Source organism: Pseudomonas sp. OIL-1, assembly GCF_010669185.1.
GTDB classification, from domain to species: Bacteria; Pseudomonadota; Gammaproteobacteria; order Pseudomonadales; family Pseudomonadaceae; genus Halopseudomonas; species Halopseudomonas profundi.
In genome coordinates this window covers 3,626,081-3,644,806 of record NZ_CP048629.1, presented here as the reverse complement: position 1 = coordinate 3,644,806, position 18,726 = coordinate 3,626,081, and the positions used below count along the sequence as shown (strand labels likewise).

General features: G+C 60.2%; 13 protein-coding genes and 1 tRNA gene. 9 read left to right on the top strand and 5 right to left on the bottom strand.

All coding sequences use genetic code 11. The annotated features are described in order from the left end of the window. Positions 1-5: 5 nt before the first annotated feature. Complete coding sequence (locus G3M63_RS16825; RefSeq protein WP_163983843.1) at positions 6-1,691, bottom strand: murein L,D-transpeptidase; 1,686 nt, start codon at positions 1,689-1,691, stop codon at positions 6-8. Between the two features lie 202 nt (positions 1,692-1,893). Between G3M63_RS16825 and G3M63_RS16820 the strand changes: the two genes are divergently transcribed. Then, positions 1,894-2,616 carry a murein L,D-transpeptidase catalytic domain family protein gene (locus tag G3M63_RS16820; RefSeq protein WP_163983842.1) on the top strand — a complete coding sequence of 241 codons (723 nt, stop codon included), beginning with the start codon at positions 1,894-1,896 and terminating at the stop codon, positions 2,614-2,616. 4 nt (positions 2,617-2,620) lie between these two features. On the opposite strand, the gene G3M63_RS16815 is transcribed toward G3M63_RS16820, so the two are convergent. Continuing rightward, positions 2,621-3,253 carry a TetR/AcrR family transcriptional regulator gene (locus tag G3M63_RS16815; protein WP_163983841.1) on the bottom strand — a complete coding sequence of 211 codons (633 nt, stop codon included), beginning with the start codon at positions 3,251-3,253 and terminating at the stop codon, positions 2,621-2,623. A 118-nt stretch (positions 3,254-3,371) separates the two neighbouring features. Here G3M63_RS16815 and G3M63_RS16810 point away from each other — a divergent pair, with 118 nt between their 5' ends. From G3M63_RS16810 to G3M63_RS16800, 3 genes are all read left to right on the top strand, one after another. Continuing rightward, positions 3,372-4,460 carry an efflux RND transporter periplasmic adaptor subunit gene (locus tag G3M63_RS16810; RefSeq protein ID WP_163983840.1) on the top strand — a complete coding sequence of 363 codons (1,089 nt, stop codon included), beginning with the start codon at positions 3,372-3,374 and terminating at the stop codon, positions 4,458-4,460. Beyond that, entirely contained in the window at positions 4,457-7,483 is a 3,027-nt protein-coding gene (locus tag G3M63_RS16805; protein WP_163983839.1) for an efflux RND transporter permease subunit, read from the top strand. The genes G3M63_RS16810 and G3M63_RS16805 overlap by 4 nt, the downstream gene beginning before the upstream one ends. A gap of 331 nt (positions 7,484-7,814) precedes the next feature. Next, positions 7,815-7,891 (top strand) — tRNA-Asp (locus tag G3M63_RS16800). A gap of 522 nt (positions 7,892-8,413) precedes the next feature. Here the strand turns inward: G3M63_RS16800 and G3M63_RS16795 are convergent. Together G3M63_RS16795 and fdhF are read right to left on the bottom strand one after the other, a co-directional pair. Continuing rightward, a complete protein-coding gene (locus G3M63_RS16795) occupies positions 8,414-8,896 on the bottom strand; it encodes a DUF1641 domain-containing protein (RefSeq protein ID WP_150299070.1) in 483 nt (160 codons plus the stop codon). After that, positions 8,896-11,871 carry a formate dehydrogenase subunit alpha gene (fdhF, locus tag G3M63_RS16790; RefSeq protein ID WP_163983838.1) on the bottom strand — a complete coding sequence of 992 codons (2,976 nt, stop codon included), beginning with the start codon at positions 11,869-11,871 and terminating at the stop codon, positions 8,896-8,898. The genes G3M63_RS16795 and fdhF overlap by 1 nt, the downstream gene beginning before the upstream one ends. 315 nt (positions 11,872-12,186) lie before the next feature. Between fdhF and G3M63_RS16785 the strand changes: the two genes are divergently transcribed. The 3 genes from G3M63_RS16785 to G3M63_RS19595 all read left to right on the top strand — a co-directional run bounded on the left by G3M63_RS16785 (position 12,187) and on the right by G3M63_RS19595 (position 14,343). Further along, the gene (locus G3M63_RS16785; RefSeq protein WP_218573624.1) at positions 12,187-12,930 is read left to right on the top strand and encodes a hypothetical protein; all 744 of its coding nucleotides are present in this window, start codon (positions 12,187-12,189) and stop codon (positions 12,928-12,930) included. Further along, positions 12,927-14,111: a hypothetical protein gene (locus G3M63_RS16780; RefSeq protein WP_163983836.1), complete on the top strand. Its 1,185-nt coding sequence runs from the start codon at positions 12,927-12,929 to the stop codon at positions 14,109-14,111. Before G3M63_RS16785 ends, G3M63_RS16780 begins: the two co-directional genes overlap by 4 nt. Before the next feature lie 100 nt (positions 14,112-14,211). Next, positions 14,212-14,343, top strand: coding sequence for a hypothetical protein (locus G3M63_RS19595; RefSeq protein WP_256669860.1), 132 nt, complete (start codon positions 14,212-14,214; stop codon positions 14,341-14,343). A gap of 52 nt (positions 14,344-14,395) precedes the next feature. On the opposite strand, the gene G3M63_RS16775 is transcribed toward G3M63_RS19595, so the two are convergent. Then, complete coding sequence (locus G3M63_RS16775; RefSeq protein WP_306110141.1) at positions 14,396-15,451, bottom strand: AraC family transcriptional regulator; 1,056 nt, start codon at positions 15,449-15,451, stop codon at positions 14,396-14,398. A 140-nt stretch (positions 15,452-15,591) separates the two neighbouring features. Between G3M63_RS16775 and G3M63_RS16770 the strand changes: the two genes are divergently transcribed. After that, positions 15,592-17,658 (top strand): NADPH-dependent 2,4-dienoyl-CoA reductase, encoded by a 2,067-nt coding sequence (locus G3M63_RS16770; RefSeq protein WP_163983835.1) that lies wholly within the window; start codon positions 15,592-15,594, stop codon positions 17,656-17,658. 184 nt (positions 17,659-17,842) lie between these two features. Further along, the gene (locus tag G3M63_RS16765; protein WP_150299065.1) at positions 17,843-18,709 is read left to right on the top strand and encodes a hypothetical protein; all 867 of its coding nucleotides are present in this window, start codon (positions 17,843-17,845) and stop codon (positions 18,707-18,709) included. Positions 18,710-18,726 lie beyond the last annotated feature (17 nt).

The following is an 18,726-nucleotide window of genomic DNA, read 5'->3' as shown; positions in this document are numbered from 1 at the left end:
GCGGCCTACTGCAGAATGTCCTCAGCGTCACGGTCTCGCGTTGGCCTGATCTCCGGCATCTGAGTGCGTTTCAGCGCAGTCACCCTCGCTGTTGCGGCCTGGTCAGCTTCCTCAGAATGCTCGATCAGGGCGGGGTCCATTTCGTAGGGATCGAGCAGGTAAATCAGCCGCCCGTCTTCGTCCACTTCGGCAGTCCAGTAACCCAGGATCAGTTGCGGCCCGTCGGGAACAGCCAGTTCATAGGTCTGTCCGCGGTCCAGCAGTTGCTGAACACGTTGCTGCTGTGCCTTGCCCATTTCCGCAACGAGTCTGTCGGCGAGCGCGCTGGCCGATTGCACCCTCACACAGCCAGAGCTGAGCGTGCGTGCCGCCCGGCTGAATAGATGCTGGCTCGGCGTGTCATGCAGATAAACCGAAAAAGGATTGGGGAAGCGAAATACCATGCGCCCAAGCGGATTGTCCGGGCCGGGCGCCATCCGCAGCATGATGCCGCGGGGATTGTCCCAGTCGATATCCATCGGATCCAGATGGCGTCCAGAGTAATCCAGTACCTGCAGCGCGTGGGTTTGCAGGTACTCCGGATCCTTGCGGATCTGTGGCAGCTTGTCTTCGCGCAATATGGTCGGCGGGATGGTCCAGCTCGGGTTCAATGTCAGCCGATTGATGCGTGAGACCAATAGCGGCGTTTGCCTGGACCTGGTGCCGACCTGGACCCGTGAGGCCCATAGCCGCTCATGGCCACGATACAGGCGAATATCGCCGCCGGCGGAGTTCACCAGAACGACATAATCTTCCCTCAGTGCGCTCAGCCAGCGCAGCCGCTCAAGGTTGATACGTACCTGCTGGCGGCGTTCGGAGGCGGTGATATTGAGTGCTGCCAGCGTCTGTCTGCCGACCAGCCCGTCCACTTCCAGCGCATGATCCGCCTGGAATGCCCGCACTGCCTGTTCCAGCGTCTCGTCATAGAGTAGCGGCTGGGCATTGATACGCTGCCAGGGCTGCTCCTTCAGGTATCCGTGAGCGATCAGGCGTTGCGCCAGTTGCGGCAGGCGCGGGTCGTTTTTATCGGGCTCGATGGTCGGCCCGGCGGGCAGAGCCAGGAAGTCGACCGGCTGCGCAGGCAGGTCGGCATAGGCGGCGCGCAATTGCCGATAGAGCGGCATGGCCGGGCGGGCGCGTTTGAACGCCTCTGCAGGCTCGTAAACTGATTCGGCGGCGAGTTCGATCAGACCCGGCGTGAGGCTCGGTGGTTGACCGGGCGCGAACCATACCGGCTCGTGGGAATTCTGTACGAATCGACCGAGACGCAGGTGCTCCAGCGCCAACAGATATTCGCTGCTGATCCGCAGGTCATCACATAGATCCTTCGCAGCGGGGGCGTGCAGCGCATAGGCGTAATCAGCGGGCATCAGGCCGTCCTTCGACAGGTCCGTCAGTTCCTTGCGCAGCGCATCCATTCGTCGGGAATTTTTCCAGATCGGCCGGTAATCGCTGTGCTTGTAGAGTGTGCCGAGTGCGCTATTGATCTCCAGCGTGCGCAGCGCTGCAAGGCCCGTGCAGCCTTCGGCAAAGTGGCGAACAGGGATCTCGATGGCGTTGCGGACAGCGTCGGCGGGGGGTGAATCTGCCTGGAGAGGACCGGCCAGGCCAAGCAGGGATGTCAGGCAAAATACTGTACATTTCTTGAACAACAGGTAACCTCCCGGCATCGATTGCAGTGCGAACCGGCGGGCCCGGGCGTCGTTCCTGCAAAACAGCCATGCCACAACGTTAGGCTATTCAGAGGCTGGTTGGTTCATTTGGAAGGCGGTCGATTGTTTCCTGTTGTTGACCGCCTGTTGTGTTTTACCGCCTTGATTGGCCTCGTCTTTCGAGGCCTGGGGGATCTTTTCGATGCTGAGTTTCTGGCGCCGCACTGGCGCATTGGCCGCGTTATGTATCGGCCTTGGCGCTGGCTACAGCCATGCGGCCACACCCGCTATCAACACACCCGGCTTGCTGGTTAACCAGCTCAACCAGGTCGCTCCACAGCTCAACCGGCAAGTGCTGAAGAAAGCCGTTACCGCCATGGAGTGTGCCATCACTCACGGCGCGGCACCCGCCAGCCGCCTGGCTGTTGTCGACTTTTCATTGCCTTCCTCCGACCGCCGTTTGTGGATCTTCGATCTCGATACCCGTGAATTGCTGCTGGAAGATCTCGTCGCCCACGGGCAGGGGTCAGGTGACAACTACGCCGAAGCCTTCTCGAATATCGAAGGCAGCCATCAGTCGAGCATCGGGTTGTTCCGCACGCAAGAAAGCTATTTCGGCAAGCATGGTTACTCGTTGCGCATGGATGGGCTTGAATCCGGAATAAATGATCTGGCGCGTCAGCGTGCCATCGTCATCCATCCCGCCGATTATGTGGATCCCGACTGGATTACCCGGCAGGGTCGGATTGGTCGAAGCCAGGGCTGCCCGGCTGTGAGGCCTGAGATTGCCAACATGGTGGTCGATAGCCTGAAGGGTGGGCAATTCATGTTTTCCTATTACCCCGATGAGCATTGGTTGGCGACCTCCGAATACCTCAACTGCCCACCGCGCAAGGATGGTGGCCTGATCGCCAGCGCCGACTGATCCATCAGCCGCGCAGAGAATGGCCGAGCATGTCGATGGTGTAACCGATCAGGCGCTCGGTCTCGGGTAGCTCAACCGAGCGGCGTTCTGCATGGCGAACCTCCATGATGACGCCATGTAACGCGCCGCGGAGAAAATAGGCGGTCTGCAGCGGGTCGTTTACCCGCTCCGGGCTGATACTGCCGTCGGCCAGCCCGGCCGTGAGGGCATCTACCATCAGTTGCATGATGTCTGCGCCGCAATCATGCAGCGCCTGGTTCTCCTCATTGTTCTCAGCCAGATGCACGAAGGTGCTTGACTGGGTGAGCACATCGAAATAATGGGTGTCTTGCTGGCTGAAATCGTAGTAGGCCCGAGCGATACTGGCGATCTGGTCGATGCCCTGTTGCCGGCCTTGCACCGCTAACGCGAAGCGCTCACGCAGTCGGCACGCCGAGCGCAACACAATGGCTTGCAACATCGCTGCCTTATCCTTGAAATAGACGTAAAGCAGGGCTCGGCTGAGTTCAGCGGTGCGGGCGATGTCGTCCATCGAGCAGCGCTCGTATCCCTTGTTGAAAAACACTTGCTCCGCTGCATCCAGAATGCTTTCTCTGCGCTCGTTCTTCTCTTTTTCCCGACGCGAATTCAGGCTCATGGTGGCTCCTAGACGGCTTTTCACACAGGGGTCGCCATGGAGTGTGCTCTGCATATTGACAAAGTGTCAATGAGTGACAGTATGTCAATAAATATCAGTGCACTGCTCGGAGCCCGACATGAACACCTCATCGCAGGTATTGCCACGCCTGATTCGCATACTATTACCCGGCCTCGCTGTGCTGAGCCTTTCGGGATGCGGTAATGACGGCGGCGTCGCTGCGGCCGAGCAGAGCAGCCCGGTGCCCGTGCGCGTTGCCGAGGTGGTTAAACCGCAAGCGACGGAGCCGCTGCACTTTGCCGGAGCGGTACGCGCTCGCCAGCGCGCCAGTCTCACTTTTCAGGTCGGCGGCGTTCTGAGTGAGCGTACAGCGGAGCTCGGTCAGGCCGTGGAGGCGGGGCAGGTGCTTGCCAGTCTGTACAACCCCGAGCTGGAACCGGCGCGCGACGCTGCTCTTGCGCGCATACGCGAACTTGAAGCCCAGGCCTCACAGGCCCGTCGCGACTTGCAGCGCACCGAACAGCTGTACGAAAAAGGCGTGGTCTCCGCCAACGAGCGGGAACAACAGCGGGCGAGGCTGGAAGCGCTGCGTGCCGGCGTCAGCAATGCCAAAGCTGCCGCCGCCCGCACTGAACGACTACAAGAGGAAAGCCAGCTTCGGGCACCCTTCGCCGGCCAGATTGAGGCCGTGCTGGTGGAGCCCGGTGAGTTCGTTGCACCGGGCCAGCCGACCTTCAGGTTGGCTGCCGCCGGTGGAATGGAAGTTGAAGTGCGCGTACCTGCCTCACTGTTACGTGAAATGCAGGTCGGACAGACGCTGCCTGTTCGCAATGCACTGACCGGCGCGCAACTGGCCGGGCATGTCGTTGAAATCGGTCGCAGCGCATCCGGAGCCAGCGCCCTGTATCCCTTGGTCATCAGCCTCGACCATGCTGACCTGCAAAGCGGAGATGCCGTCGAAGTGGGCCTGCAGCGCCCCGGGGGCGAGGCGCTGGCAGTACCGCTGGCGGCGATCATGCGCTCGGCCGATGGCCTGGCGGTTTTCCGGGTGAATGACGGTCAGGTGCGGCGCGTTCCGGTTGAAGTGGAATCGGTGCGCGGCGAGCTGGCGATGCTCGGCAGTGACACGCTCGCGGCGGGTGATCAGGTGGTTTATGCCGGCTTGACGCGACTGGCGGATAACGACCGGGTGGAGCTGCTGCCATGAGTGTCGGCATCCTCGCACGGCCGCGACTGATTGGTCTGGTGGTAGTCATGCTGTGCCTGCTTGGTGTGGCGTCCTATCTGACCATGGCACGCCAGGAGGATCCGAGCTTTCCTTACCGGGCGGGCCTGATCACCGTTGTCTATCCCGGTTCAATGGCCGAATCGGTCGAGCGTCTGGTGCTCGAGCCGTTGTCCGACGAGCTTTCTCAGGTCGAAGAAATCGATTACTTCACCGCCACCGTGCGCACGGGCGTCGCGCTGGTATCGATCAATCTGGCCGATGCCATCTATGACACCGACTCGGCCTGGGATCGCGTGCGTCAGGCGATGGAACGGGCGCGGCTGGAGTTTCCCGACGGTGTGCAGCAGATGTCGCTCGATGACCGATTGATCGACATCCCGGCTGTGGTCCTGGCGGTACGGGGCGACGATTCGCTTGTGCGCCTGAGTCGCCAGGCGGAGCAGCTCAAGCGTGCGCTGGCGGATGTGCCAGGTTTGTCGCGTATCGAGCTCAATGGCGAGGCTGACGAGCAGATCACCATCGCCCTGCGCGATTCGGAAATGCAGCGATTGGGCATTTCCCATGGTTATCTCGCCGAGCTGTTGGCGGGGCGCAATCAGGTTATACCGGGCGGCTTTGTGGTGTCGGCGGGTAAGCGCCTTGGCGTACTGCCGAACAGTGAATTCACCAGTGTCGACGCGCTGGTTTCAACGCAGATTCCCTTGCCCGATGGTGGCAGCGTTCCGCTCGCTGCGATTGCCGATGTATGGCGCGGTCCGCTCGAACCGGCGCAGCCGCAAGCCTGGTTTGACGGCGAGCAAGCGGTGCTGGTCAGTCTGATTGCCCAGCGCGGCCAGACTGATGCCATCCGCTTTGGCGAGCAGATTCGTCAAAGGCTCGAGGTGCTGCGCCCCGACTTCGCACCATTGCAGATCGACGAAATGTTCTTTCAGCCTGACCAGGTCAAACAGCGTTTGGACGGCCTGGAATGGAATCTGCTGGGCAGCGTGCTGATTATCGTGCTGGTGGTATTTCTCGGCATGGGCTGGCGCATGGGGTTGTTGGTGGCAAGCATGCTGCCGCTGGTCGCGGCGATCAGCCTGGGCATCTATAACCTGGGCGGCGGAATCCTGCACCAGATTGCCGTCATCGGCACGGTCATCTCGCTGGGCATCCTGATCGACAACGCGATAGTCATGGTGGAAAACATCCAGGACCGGTTGAACCGGGGCGAATCGCGCCAGCAATCGATGCTTGATAGCGTGCGCGAATTGGCGGGTCCTTTGGGCGCTTCAACCGCCACAACGCTGGCGGCTTTTACACCGTTGCTGCTATCCAAGGGCGGTACGGCGGACTTCACCCGCGGTATTCCGATCATGATCATGCTCACGCTGACCGTCAGTTATCTGCTGGCTATCAGTGTGGCGCCCATGCTTGCTGGCCGGTTACTGAAAGCTACGGCAGGTCATGGCAGCGCCATGATGGAACGGCTAGGCGGTCGTCTTGCTTGGCTAAGTACCCGCTATCCAGTCTGGATCATCGGCCTGGGTGCGGTAATGGTGATCGCCAGTCTGGCGCTGACGCCCTTCATGCAGATGCAATTCTTTCCCAAGGCTGATCGCCCGCAAGTGGTGGTCGAGCTGTATATGCCAGAGGGGACCGACCAGCAGCGCACCGAGACCGTGGCGGCAGAGCTGGAGCGGCAATTGCGGCAGCGCCCGCACGTGCAGAGCGTGCATCGTTTTGTCGGCTCCGCCGGGCCAAGCTTCTACTACAACCTGCTGCGCGCACCTCAGGCCCCCAACCGCGCAAGACTGGTCGTCAATACAACGGATCTGGCTTCGGCCGACGGGTTGATTCGCTGGGTACGTGAACAGGTAGCGAGCCACATGCCTGAACTTGAAGTGGTTGCCAGCACCTTGGGGCAGGGGCCACCGACCGCAGCGCCAGTGGAAATACGGCTTTACCACCATGATGATCAGGTGCGCATTGCCGCCGCCGAGCAGGTGTTCAGCATCATCAAGTCGGCTGCGGGTGCGGTGGACGTGCGGCACGATATCGATCTCGGCGTGCCGGTGCTGGAGGTCAATGTCGATGATGCCCTGGCCCAGCGTTACGGACTGGATCGCAGCGACGTGGCGCAGGCGCTGTTTACCCACAGCCTGGGGCTGACGGCTGAGCAGTACCGCCAGGAGCTTGATCCGCTGCCGATTGTGCTGCGCTCGCACGAAGGAACGCGCCAGTCCGTCGAACGCCTGCTTTCAGCGAGCGTGTTTAATGAAAATGGCGAGACGGTGCCGTTGACGGCAGTGGCGAGCATTGGCGCCAGCTGGCAGCCGGCGGGCATACGCCAGCGCGATGGTGTTCGGCTGTATACCGTGACCGCCGGGCTGGAGCAGGGGTACAGCTTCAATCAGGTGCTGGATGAATTGCATCGTCAGCTGGAATCAACGCCGCTCCCGGCAGGCGTGCGCATGGAGCTAGGTGGTGACAGTGAAGGCTCGGGTGATGCCAACCGGGCACTGGCTACTACCGCGCCGATCGGGCTGCTTTTGCTGCTGTTCTTTTTGCTGCTGCAGTTCAACTCGTTCCGCCGTCTGGGCATCATTTTGCTTACTGTACCGCTGGCTGCCGTGGGCGTGTTTCCGGGGCTGGTGCTATCCAGCTCGCCCTTCGGCTTTCAGTCAACGCTGGGCATCATTGCGCTGGTGGGTATCGTGGTGAACAACGCCATCGTGTTGTTGGATGTAATCGATCAGCGACTCGATACCGGCGTGCCGGTCCGCCAGGCGGTTGCCGATGCAGTGGCGCGTCGCACGCGGCCGATTCTGCTGACCACTGCGACAACCATTGCCGGTCTGCTGCCGCTGGCATTTTCGTCTTCGACGCTATGGCCACCGATGGCCTGGGCGATCATTTCCGGGCTGCTGGCGTCTACAGTGCTGACCTTGCTGGTGGTGCCGGCGGTGTCCTGTCTTGTGCTCAGGCCGGCGGCTGACGCCGAAGTGGAGCCGGTGATGTAACCCCGGCGCGGAGCAGGGGCGATGCATCCGTGGTGTGTCCGGCCTATGGGGTGATTTGGTGGTCCGCTGGCCGGGATGGGATCCGGCCCTCCATGGAGAGCTGAATCATGGCGTGTCGGGTTCCATTTCGACTTCAGCGGCGGTCTGGCATCGCGGTAAGAAACGGGGCTTCAATAGTAGCCTCGACTGCCCGCTAACTTTTTCTAGGAAAGCGCTTCTAACTGCTTGACGAACCTACAGGAAAGTTTACAATGCGCGCCTGTTCAGACAGACGGATGGGGAGTCAGACTCTCTTGTCGTACCGGTCTCCGGTGGTCTTGATGACAGATGCGCAGCGGTAGTTCAGTTGGTTAGAATACCGGCCTGTCACGCCGGGGGTCGCGGGTTCGAGTCCCGTCCGCTGCGCCATATTACGAGAAGCCCTTGAGTCCAAAGATTCAGGGGCTTTTTGCTGTCTGGGTGGTGTGGGTGTGTTTGACAGTGCGAGCTGCTGCGGGATTGGCGTAGCGCAGGCGCGCTACACCCCCAGGGTGGTCTGGGCTCGGCGTTCCGCTGATTGGCTCCCTGGAGTTGGCGTGCGGCTCGGGCCGCGTTCGGACGCGCCGACAGGGTTTGGTGTTGCTGCGGAGTTTGGCGTAGCGCAGGCGCGCTACACCCCCAGGGTGGTCTGGGCTCGGCGTTCCGCGGATTGGCTCCCTAGGGGTGGCGTGCGGCTCGGGCCGCGTTCGGACGCGCCGACAGGGTTTGGTGTTGCTGAGGGCTTTGGCGTAGCGCAGGCGCGCTACACCCCCAGGGTGGTCCGGGCTCGGCGTTCCGCTGATTGGCTCCCTGGGGTTGGCGTGCGGCTCGGGCCGCGTTCGGACGCGCCGACAGGATTTGGTGTTGCTGCGGAGTTGGCGTAGCGCGGGCGCGCTACACCCCAGGTGTGCGTCAGTTATCCGTTGGCTTGCCGGTGAACTCGGTGATTGGTTTGTCGGGCTCTTTGCCCATTCGGTCGGCGAAGACTTTCACTGCCTCCAGGATCGGTTCGAGCGACGCCCACAGCTTGTCGTCCTGCAGCATCTTGTAGGTGCCGCTGATACCGGGCGCGTCGCCTTTTTCGCCGGCCTGGGTGTGGCGATTGAGCTCTTCGAGCGCGTCCTTCATGCCGAATACCACCTTGTAGAACTGCTCAGGCGGAATGCGCGACAGCGCCATGCCGAGGATGGAGAGGTTCTGTATCGCATTCAAGGTGCCGTCTTTGCTGAGACCACCGACCAACACATGCGCCAGATCGGTCTTGGAGCACACCAGATCGTTGGCGAAGCGCAACACGCCGTGTTCATGCATGCTTTGCAGCAGGCGGTCCAGTTCCTGGTGCGCGTCAGGCCCGATCGGCGTGGGCTTGACGTTGTAGTTGAGACGTTCGGCCATCAGAGTTTCTCCGGATTGGATTGTTCAGCGGGCGGGACGATGTACTCCGGCTGGGCCCATTTGACCTCAACGGGTACGCCCTGGTTGGGCGTACGGTTTCCATAGCGGAAGTTGTTGGGCGGCAGCGGAGGCTCGCCGGCAGGCTGGGGCATAACTTCAAGCTTGACTGCTGTTTCCTTGTAAGCCGGTGTGTTGACGTCTGGATCGTGGTGCTCACCGGTCAGCAGGTTGAGGCCCGGCTTGCCCTGGTGGATCGACATGAACAGCACGTTGCCATGCACGCGGTCCGTCACGACCGCCCGCAGTTCCAGCGAGCCGCGCCGGGAACTGACCCGCACCCAGCTGCCGTCCTGGATATCGTGCTGCTTCGCCAGCTCCGGACTGACCTCCACGAACCAGTTAGGCAGTTGATCATCGATCCCCGGTGAACGGCCGGTCTGGTTGGTGCCCTGGAAATGCTCGAGCATACGGCCGTTATCCAGCATCAGATCGTATTGCTCGTCGGCTTGCTCGTCCGGCTCCTTCCATTCCAGCGGATAGAGCACCGCCTTGCCGTCGTCGGTGTGGAAGCCGTCGGTGTACAGCAACGGCGTATCGGTACCATCTTCATTGACCGGCCAGCACTGGGATTTCCAGCCCTCGAGGCGCTCGTAACTGACGCCTTTGAATATGTCGGCGATACCTGCCACCTCGTCCATGATTTGCGAGGGGTGGTCGTAGCTCCAGTCATGGCCCATGCGTTTTGCCAGCTCGGTCAGGATTTTCCAGTCGGGTCTGCTATCACCGAATGGCGGCATGACTTCGTAGAAGCGCTGGATACGTCGTTCGGTATTCACGAAAGTGCCGTCCTTTTCGACGCTGGGGCAGGCGGGCAGGACGACATCGGCAAACTCGGCGGTGCGGCTGAGGAACATGTCCTGCACTACCATGAAATCCAGGCTTTCAAAGGCGCTGTGCACGTTCTGGCTGTGGGCGTCCGAGAAGGCCGTCTCTTCGCCGATGATGTACATGGCGCGAATCTTGTTCTCTTCGGCTTCCTTGACCATGAGGAAGTTATCCGAACCGATATCAGGTGATAACTGCTCTGGGGGGACGCCCCAGGCCTTTGCCCATTTCTCGCGGACCTGGTCATTGGTGACCTTTTCATAACCTGGGTACATGTTTTTCAGGCACCCGAAATCACTCGCGCCCTGCACGTTGTTATGCCCGCGCATCGGATAGCCGCCCGTGCCGGGCCGGCCGTAGTTGCCGGTGACGACCAGCAGGTTGGACAGGGCTGTACTGGTATCGGCGCCGTGACTGTGTTGAGTGATACCCATGGCCCACAACAGACATACCGATTTGGCCTGGCCAATCATCTCGGCTGCGGCAATCAATTCTTCCTCGGGGATATCTGTCATCTGCGCGGCGTATTGCATGGTGAAGGGCTCTAGCGAGCGGCGGTATTCCTCGACCTGATTGACCTGGTTATCCAGGAAATCCTGATCGGCGTAGCCGTGCTCGAACATGTAGCGTGACATGGCCGACGCCCAGATCATGTCGGTACTTAACTTCGGCCGTAGAAAGATGTCAGCGCGCTCGGCCATCTCGTGTTTGCGCGGATCGACCACGATCAGCTTCTGTCCGCGTAGCTTCTTCGCTGCCTTCACCTTGGAGGCAATCACCGGATGGTTCTCTGCCAGATTGCTGCCGACCAGTACGACCAGATCCGCCTTCTCGATATCTTCTATAGACCCGGCGTCCCCACCGTAACCCACGGTACGGAACAGGCCTTTGGTTGCCGGGTTCTGGCAATAGCGTGAGGAGTTGTCGACGTTATTGGTGCCAATGATCAGCCGCGCGATCTTCTGCGTGAGGTATGCCTCCTCGTTACTGGCTTTACTCGAGCCGATAAAGCCAATGGCCTCGGGTCCGTAGCGATCACGGTCTCTCATCAATCGGCTGGCGACCAGATCCAGCGCCTCGTCCCAGCTGGCTTCGCGGAACTGGCCGTTCTCGCGGATCAGGGGTGTGGTCAGGCGCTTGTCGCTATTGACGAAATCCCAGGCAAACTTGCCTTTGACGCAGGTGGAAATGCCGTTCGCCGGTGCATCGACCACTGGCTGCACCTTGAGAATATGCCGGTCACGGGTCCACATCTCGAATGAGCAACCCACGCCGCAATAGGTGCAGACGGTTTTGGTGCGCTTGATTTCAGGTTGCCGCCAATACATGTCCATATTGGACACAGCGGTAATGGGCGGCGCGCCTATGGTGTTTTCGAGCTTCTTGACGATGTCGATCAGCGGCCGTTTGAGTGTTTCAGGCAAGGCAGTGAAAGGGCCGGCGTCGGGCTGCATGGATTTTTCCAGCAGTGCATTGCACGGGCAGACCGTGACGCAATGCCCGCAGCTGACGCAGCTGGAATGATCGATGGACTGACCGCCGTCCCAGAGCACGCGCGGGTTCTCCATGTTGTAATCGATGCTCAGCGTCTCGTTGACCTCGACGTTCTGGCAGGCCTCGACGCAACGCCCACAGAGAATGCACTGGTCCGGATCGTAGGTATAGAAGGGGTTGGATTCATCCTTCTCGTAGGGTTTGCGCGTGAACTCGTAGCGCTGGACCGGCATTTTCATGTCAGCGAAGGTGTTGTGCAGCGTGCAGTCGCCGGTGTTGTGTTCACACAGCGTGCAATACAGCTCATGCTTGCCGAGCAGTCGATCCATTCCTTCATGCCGCGCGGCATCGGCCCGCTCGGTCTCGCTGTTGATAATCAGGCCGTCTTTCGACGCCACCGCGCAGCCTCGCTGCAGCTCGCCGTCTATCTCGACCCAGCACACGTCGCAGGTCTGCAGTGCACCCAGCGAGCGGTGGTAACAGACGTGGGGAAGATCGACACCATGACCGGCGAGGAAATCGACTAGTGGTTGGTCGGCCTTGCCGGTCAGTGGCTTGCCGTCGAAGAAAATGGTGCAGTCTGCAACCTTGTTCATCAGGACACCTTTGTTATGGAGGCCTGGATTCGCTCGGCAACTGCGCTTCCTGGATCGCGCTGAACTGCGCGCAGCGGGCAGAACGGCGATTGCCCTCGGTCAGTGCGTCCTTGTCATGCAGATGACCAACCACAGCCAGGCGAGCGAGCCCTTGGCCTGCTATGTCATATCGACGCGCTGGTAGCGCTTAAATTTCGGACTGGCGTCGTCTGGAATCGTTCAGGGGAAGGGACCAACGCGCGATGGGGTACACTCACCAACTTCGCTTTGATTGCAGGAGCTTCAGTGCAGCGACAGTGTCTGTCCAGTGGGTGCATGTTTCTGCTCATGCTGGGGTGGAGCCTGCTGCCCGGCCCAATGCAGGGCTGGATCATGCTGCCGCTCTGGATTGTCTGTACGGTGCTGATCTTTACCGGCAGCTTCGAGGCCGCGCGGTTGCGTCGACGGGTCTGGCTGAATCAATACCTGCGCGTCGCATCGCCCTGGCATCGATTGTTGCGCGGTGGTGCGTTCATGGCTGCCTGGCATTTGCTGGTCGGCGCGCTGCTGAGCCTGTTCATGCTGATCAAGCTGCAAAACCTGAATGCTGCGCTGTGGGCCGTTCTGGCGCTGGGCCTGCCGTTGCTTGCCTGGCTATCGCGGGGGTTGAACAGGCGTATGCGTGAACATGTTGTGTCGCAGGCTTTACCGGCGCTGGTTCGGCGCTTCAGCGTGCCGCTGGCGGTAGGCGTTTTGACTGCAATCTATCTTGTCGTGACGCTGAACCTGGGCCAGCCGGACTTGCGCGGCTTGAGTTGGGGGTCGGCCATGGCGCAACACATGCAGCCGTCCACCAGCGATCTGACAGTCCTGCGGGTTCTGGAACGGTCATACATAATGCTGGATCTGACGCTGCAATGGGCGTTGCAGAATGGTCTCGGCGGAGCGGAGCGCAATGGCTGGCTGGCCCTCGCCGGCTGGTCCCTGTTGTTCTTGACCGGTAGCGCCTTCATCTGGGCTTACGTGCGCCTGCTGGTGGGTGTGGATGCGTTAGTTGATCAGCGGCGGGAGCCATCATGAAAACAGACACCATCATGAAGAACAGGCGTCCTCGGCGCTTCGTTCTGCTGGGTATGGCCGCAGCCGCTGTCTGTGTAGTGCTGCTGGTGTTGAGCGTCGGTTACCAGCTGCTTGGCCAGAAGTTGGCTGACAACCAGGTATTCGCCGTGTTGGTGGATGACCAGACGTTAATGCTCGACGGTAAGACCCTCGACGCGTTCAATATCGATCTCCAGCGTCTGGGCATGCAGCATCAACAGGCTCTGGAGCAACAGATGAATGCCTGGGTCGGTCAGTGGCTGAATGACACCTTTGCCTTGGCCCTCGATGCCGTGCCCGGCTATATGGACTGGTATTACTCCATGCCGGGCTCCTATACCCGGCTGTACTACGCCGTCAGTGGCGATCTTGATGTTGCGTTAGGCGAACGACTGGAAAACCAGTTGCTGGTCCAGAGTGGTTTCGAACAGCAGCTGGCTGAGTTCGATCGCGCCCTGACCGAACAGCTACACGGTCTCATCGGGGAGCAGAGCAGGGCGCTTCGGGAGGGCCTTGTTCAGCGCTACGCCGACCGGCAGGTTAGGGCGGCCGCACCCAGGATCGATAGCGAACGGGTAATTGATGTAAACAGCGCGCTGGATCGAGCCTTTGGCGCTGGCGCCGGGGATATCCAGCGCTGGAAGATCAGTAGCCAGGCTTCGGTTGTTGCCGGTGTGGGCTCATTTGCACTGCTGGCGCGGCATGCGATTCTACCGAGGCTGATGCGGCTTGGCAGTGTTCAGGCGGCGCGGCAGGTGATAGCGGGCTTTGCTGCGCGTTTGGCGCCGCGCATGGCGGGTGCGATTACCATTGGCGGTAGTGCTGCGGCGGTCGCTGCGCCCTCGGGCCCCGGTGCGCTGGTGGCAGGCGGCATTGCCTTTGCCACCGCCGCCGGCACTATTGTGATTACCGATTTTGCCCTGTTGAAGGCGGAGGAAGCGGTTCTGCGTGACGAGCAGGAGCGCCAGTTGCGCGATGAACTGGAGGTCTTCAGGGAGTCCACCCGCGCTCAGCTTCAGGAGCAACTGCACGCTGCGTTTGGGATGGCAACGCAATCATACCGGGAGGGCGTGGGCGCGCTGGATGATCCAACCCGCTCGAAACGACCGTTTCATATCCTAGATCAGTGGCGCTTCTGGGGCGCCCATCTGGACGTGCGCTAAAAAAGAACCCCTCCCGATCGTGATCGGGTCGCTAGGGTTTGCAACCTCGCCTGAACTTTTCGTAAGCGCCTTCATCTCACTGTAATGCAAGGATATTAAGTTGGAATCCGAAGCATATAAAAATAGAGATAAACGAGATAGAGGCGAATATATGAACGACTACTACGAAGAGCTGATCGAGCAGCACGCCCAGGAATGGGACCAGGAAGTAGAAGACGCCGAAGAGATGTAAGGCCGGCGTCTTTCCTGAGTATTCCCGCTACGCAATGATTTCTCCGCCCGCGCTATGAATGTCCAAGCTGTTCGTCCGTATTCTCCGCCGCCAACGTCTGTCGATACTGGCGACGGAAGGCCCCGGGCGGTTGTCCCGTCCATTTCCTGAACCCCCTCTGAAATGCCCCCTGGGAGGAAAACCCCAGCAGGAAGGCGATCTCACCCAGCGCCAGATCCGTATCCCGAATATAAGTAATCGCCAGGTCCCGCCGCGTCTCGTTGACGATATCCTGAAAGCGCGTGTTGGCTTCGGTATGCAACCGTCTGCGCAGGGTCCAGGTTGGCAGTCCCAACTGCTCAGCTACTTCAGAAAGTGTCGGAAGTCGGCGGTGCAGTTCCGGCGAAACTATCTCCTCGACCTTTTCACGGATATGCCGGTGTCGGTCAAGCTGTTCCAGTTCGCGCTCGCACAGCTGCGTCAGTTGCGCATAGGTGGCGGGTGCGCTTTGTACCAGGGGCAGTTCCAGACTGGCAGGATCCCATAACAGCTGGTTTGCGGACTGGCCAAAGAGTACGGGGCACTGGAAACAGTTTTCATATTCCTCCGCGTAGGCCGGTGCAGGGAACTCGATGTGGACTTCGCGCAGTCTGGCCTGTCCCGCGGTCAGTTGCTGGCCGAGTTGGGCGCGTGCGGCCAGCGCGGAATCGACCACAAACAGATTGAAGTTGTTGTAGGGGCTGATCGAGTAAAACTGCAAAGCAGGCGGCGCCAGGCTCGAGTGCCCGCGGTAGTTCTGGCTGGTCAGCCGCTCATAACGCACCAGCGTGGCAAAGGCATCCAGCAGTGACGACGCACACTGCGCAGCCATGCCAGCCAGCCCGAAATGGCTGATCTGTACCTGTTGACCCATCAATAGACCGATTGCCGGCGTATCGCTTTCGCGGATGGCGGCATGGCCGAGCCGCATGAAGCGCGGAATACTGATGCGCGCCTGGGGGTGGGCCAGCAATTCAGGCCTCACGCCGTAGCGCTCGAACAAGGGTTTGGGATCCTGACCAAGGTCGATCAATGCCGCTTGCAGGCTGTACAGGTGTCCGACTGCCAGGTCGCCCAGTTTCATATTCATTTCATCCCGAAAAAACGGATTGTAAGAAACGGTGATGAATATGTCACTTGCGGTAATTGAGCCCGGGCGAACGCCGGCCTATCGTCTCGTCATTCGACCTGGCGGCACGGACCCCGGGCAAACCTGATGATGGAGCAATCATGACCGAGCACGCCCCCCACCCCCATAAAGAGTCCCCCCACAAAGAGTACCCCCACCTGCTGGCACCCCTTGACCTTGGTTTTACCACCCTGCGCAACCGCACCCTTATGGGTTCCATGCACACCGGCCTGGAAGAACGCCCGCAGGGCTTTGAGCGCATGGCTGTGTATTTTGCCGAGCGTGCCCGTGGCGGTGTGGGTCTGATTGTGACCGGAGGGATTGGTCCGAATGAGGAGGGCAGCGTAGGCAAGGGCGCCGCCAAGCTGACGACTCCGGAAGAAGCGGAACAGCACAAGGTGGTTACCCAGGCGGTACATGAGGCCGGTGGCAAAATATGCCTGCAGATCCTGCATGCAGGGCGTTACGCCTATAACCCCAACGGGGTTTCCGCCAGTGCGGTGCAGGCACCAATCAACCCGTTTACGCCCAGGGAGCTGGACGAGGCTGGCATCGAAAAGCAGATAAGCGACTTCGTCAATTGCGCGCGACTGGCCCAGAACGCCGGTTATGACGGCGTCGAAATAATGGGTTCGGAAGGCTACTTCATCAATCAGTTCCTGGTCAGCCATGTCAACCAGCGTACTGATCGCTGGGGCGGCAGTTACGAGAACCGCATGCGTCTGGCGGTTGAGATCGTGCGTCGGGTGCGTGAAGCGGTCGGTCGCGAGTTCATCATTATCTACCGTTTGTCGATGCTGGATCTGATTGAAAACGGCAGCACCTGGGACGAAGTGGTACTGCTGGCGAAGGCAGTCGAGCAGGCTGGCGCGACATTGATCAACACCGGCATCGGCTGGCATGAAGCGCGGGTACCCACCATTGCCACCAAGGTACCCCGCGCGGCTTTCACCCAGGTAACGGCGCGTCTCAAGGGCGAGGTCAATATTCCGCTTATCACTACCAATCGGATCAATACGCCCGAGGTTGCCGAGCAGGTGCTGGCGGGTGGCGATGCGGATATGGTGTCCATGGCGCGACCCTTTCTGGCGGACCCGGACTTCGTTAACAAGGCGGCTGCAGGGCGGGCCGATCAGATCAACACCTGTATTGGCTGCAACCAGGCCTGCCTGGATCATACCTTTGGCGGCAAGCTAACCAGTTGCCTGGTCAACCCGCGCGCCTGCCATGAGACCGAGCTGAACTATATTTCCACGGCTGCTGTGAGAAATATTGCAGTCGTCGGTGCCGGACCGGCAGGCCTGTCGGCGGCAACCGTCGCAGCGCAGCGCGGTCACCAGGTCACGCTATTTGACGCAGCAGACGAGATCGGCGGCCAGTTCAATATCGCCAAGCGTATCCCGGGCAAGGAAGAGTTCTACGAAACACTGCGCTATTTCGGCCGGATGATCGAGCTCAACGGCGTCAAGCTTGAGCTCAATCGCCGGGTCTGCGCAGACGATCTGCGCGGGTTCGACGAGGTAATTCTCGCCACGGGTATCAAGCCGCGCACGCCGGAAATTCCCGGTATCGGTCACCCCGTGGTGCTTGGCTATCTGGATGTGATCACCGGGCGCAAGCCGGTGGGTCAGCGTGTGGCAGTCATGGGTGCGGGCGGTATCGGTTTCGATGTGGCGGAATTCCTCACGCACCAGGGCGGTTCACCCAGTCAGGACATTGAGCTGTTCTGGAAGGAGTGGGGCATTGACCCGAAGCTGGAAGCGCGCGGTGGTATCGCTGGCATCACGGCTCAACCGCAGCCGCCAGCCCGGGAAGTGTTCCTGCTGCAGCGCAAGTCGAGCAAGGTGGGCAAGGGGCTTGGCAAGACAACCGGCTGGATCCACCGTGCCGGGCTGAAGAGCAAGCAGGTAAAGATGCTCAACAGCGTGGAGTATCTGAAAATTGATGACGAAGGTCTGCATATTCGTATCGGTGAAACGGGCGAGCCGCAGGTTCTGCCGGTTGATAACATTGTTGTCTGTGCCGGGCAGGAGCCGCTGCGTGAACTCGAGCAGGGGCTGAAGGCTCTGGGTGTGAAGGTGCACCTGATAGGGGGTGCCGATGTTGCCGCGGAGCTGGACGCCAAGCGTGCCATTGATCAGGGATCGCGTCTGGCCGCAGCGATCTGAGTCAGCCGTACGTCGCAGATCCCTGCCAACCTGATCACATACAGCCGTCGGTCACGTCATTTAAACTGTGACCGGCGGAGGCATTCAGTAACCCCACAAGACAAAGTTGGGCGATACTGGGTTGCATCTGAAGACTGCATGCGGGAATGCATATTTGCTGAAGGGATCCGGCGGAGAGCGATTGATGAGCACAGCACCAAAGTCATTACTGACAGAAGCGGTAATGTTTTTTTCGGAGCGTGGCGTATGCAAGGAAGTGCTTTATACCGAGTTCGAGGCGCTGCTTGATGGGCTGGTAGCCACGCCGGAATTCGCTGACGAAACAATCGAAGCCGTGTTTCTGCAGATCAATAACCGTCTGCAGGTTCGCGCAGCGGTGTTCTTCACCATGGATTTTGACATGGACGGTTACGTCAACCGTCTATGGAATATGCCACTACGCCAGCTGGCCGAAAAGGCCGGTCGCGGCCCTGATATGGGCGGCGGGCCGATTCGGCTGGCTTGCCTTGGTTTTACCACATCGCCGGAGTACCGTGAAAACATGTGGAAGCCCGGCCAGCGTAACGGCCGCGCAGATCTCGCTCTGATCAAGGAAGCTGTCAACCGCAACGCCCTGGGCATCATCGGCGACGATGAAGAGGCTTACACCCCGATACCGGCCGAGCGCTTGCGCGTTGCAGCCGAAGACGCCTGGTACGATGACTCCCGCGGTATCAGCGAATCCGAAACAGAACCCCGAGGCGAATCAGCGTCGCAGCCAGTTGCGGCAGCGCAGACCATTGAAGATCAGGCGCAACGTGAGCGCGATGAGCATCTGAACAAGATCGCACTCTACACGCGCCAGATATTGACGCTTCAGGAACGCCTGAAACAGGCAGAAAACCGCCGTCTGGCTGACCTGGATCAGCTCCGTCAGGATCACACTGATCACCTCAATCTGATTCGCGGCGAGATGATCGATATCAAGAATGAGCTGGCAAGCCAGCAGAAGATCAACGCGTCGTTACGCCGCGAACTCGCCAAGGCGCAGAACCGCACCTCGATCGACTGATTCGGTCAGGTCGGGCC

Coding starts and splice junctions, on each gene's coding strand:
- G3M63_RS16795 (WP_150299070.1), bottom strand. CDS start 8,896: ATGGCCGAACGTCTCAACTACAACGTCAAGCCCACGCCGATCGGGCCT.
- fdhF (WP_163983838.1), bottom strand. CDS start 11,871: ATGAACAAGGTTGCAGACTGCACCATTTTCTTCGACGGCAAGCCACTG.
- G3M63_RS16805 (WP_163983839.1), top strand. CDS start 4,457: ATGAGTGTCGGCATCCTCGCACGGCCGCGACTGATTGGTCTGGTGGTA.
- G3M63_RS16820 (WP_163983842.1), top strand. CDS start 1,894: ATGCTGAGTTTCTGGCGCCGCACTGGCGCATTGGCCGCGTTATGTATC.
- G3M63_RS16765 (WP_150299065.1), top strand. CDS start 17,843: ATGAGCACAGCACCAAAGTCATTACTGACAGAAGCGGTAATGTTTTTT.
- G3M63_RS16780 (WP_163983836.1), top strand. CDS start 12,927: ATGAAAACAGACACCATCATGAAGAACAGGCGTCCTCGGCGCTTCGTT.
- G3M63_RS16785 (WP_218573624.1), top strand. CDS start 12,187: ATGTTTCTGCTCATGCTGGGGTGGAGCCTGCTGCCCGGCCCAATGCAG.
- G3M63_RS16815 (WP_163983841.1), bottom strand. CDS start 3,253: ATGAGCCTGAATTCGCGTCGGGAAAAAGAGAAGAACGAGCGCAGAGAA.
- G3M63_RS16810 (WP_163983840.1), top strand. CDS start 3,372: ATGAACACCTCATCGCAGGTATTGCCACGCCTGATTCGCATACTATTA.
- G3M63_RS16770 (WP_163983835.1), top strand. CDS start 15,592: ATGACCGAGCACGCCCCCCACCCCCATAAAGAGTCCCCCCACAAAGAG.
- G3M63_RS16775 (WP_306110141.1), bottom strand. CDS start 15,451: ATGAATATGAAACTGGGCGACCTGGCAGTCGGACACCTGTACAGCCTG.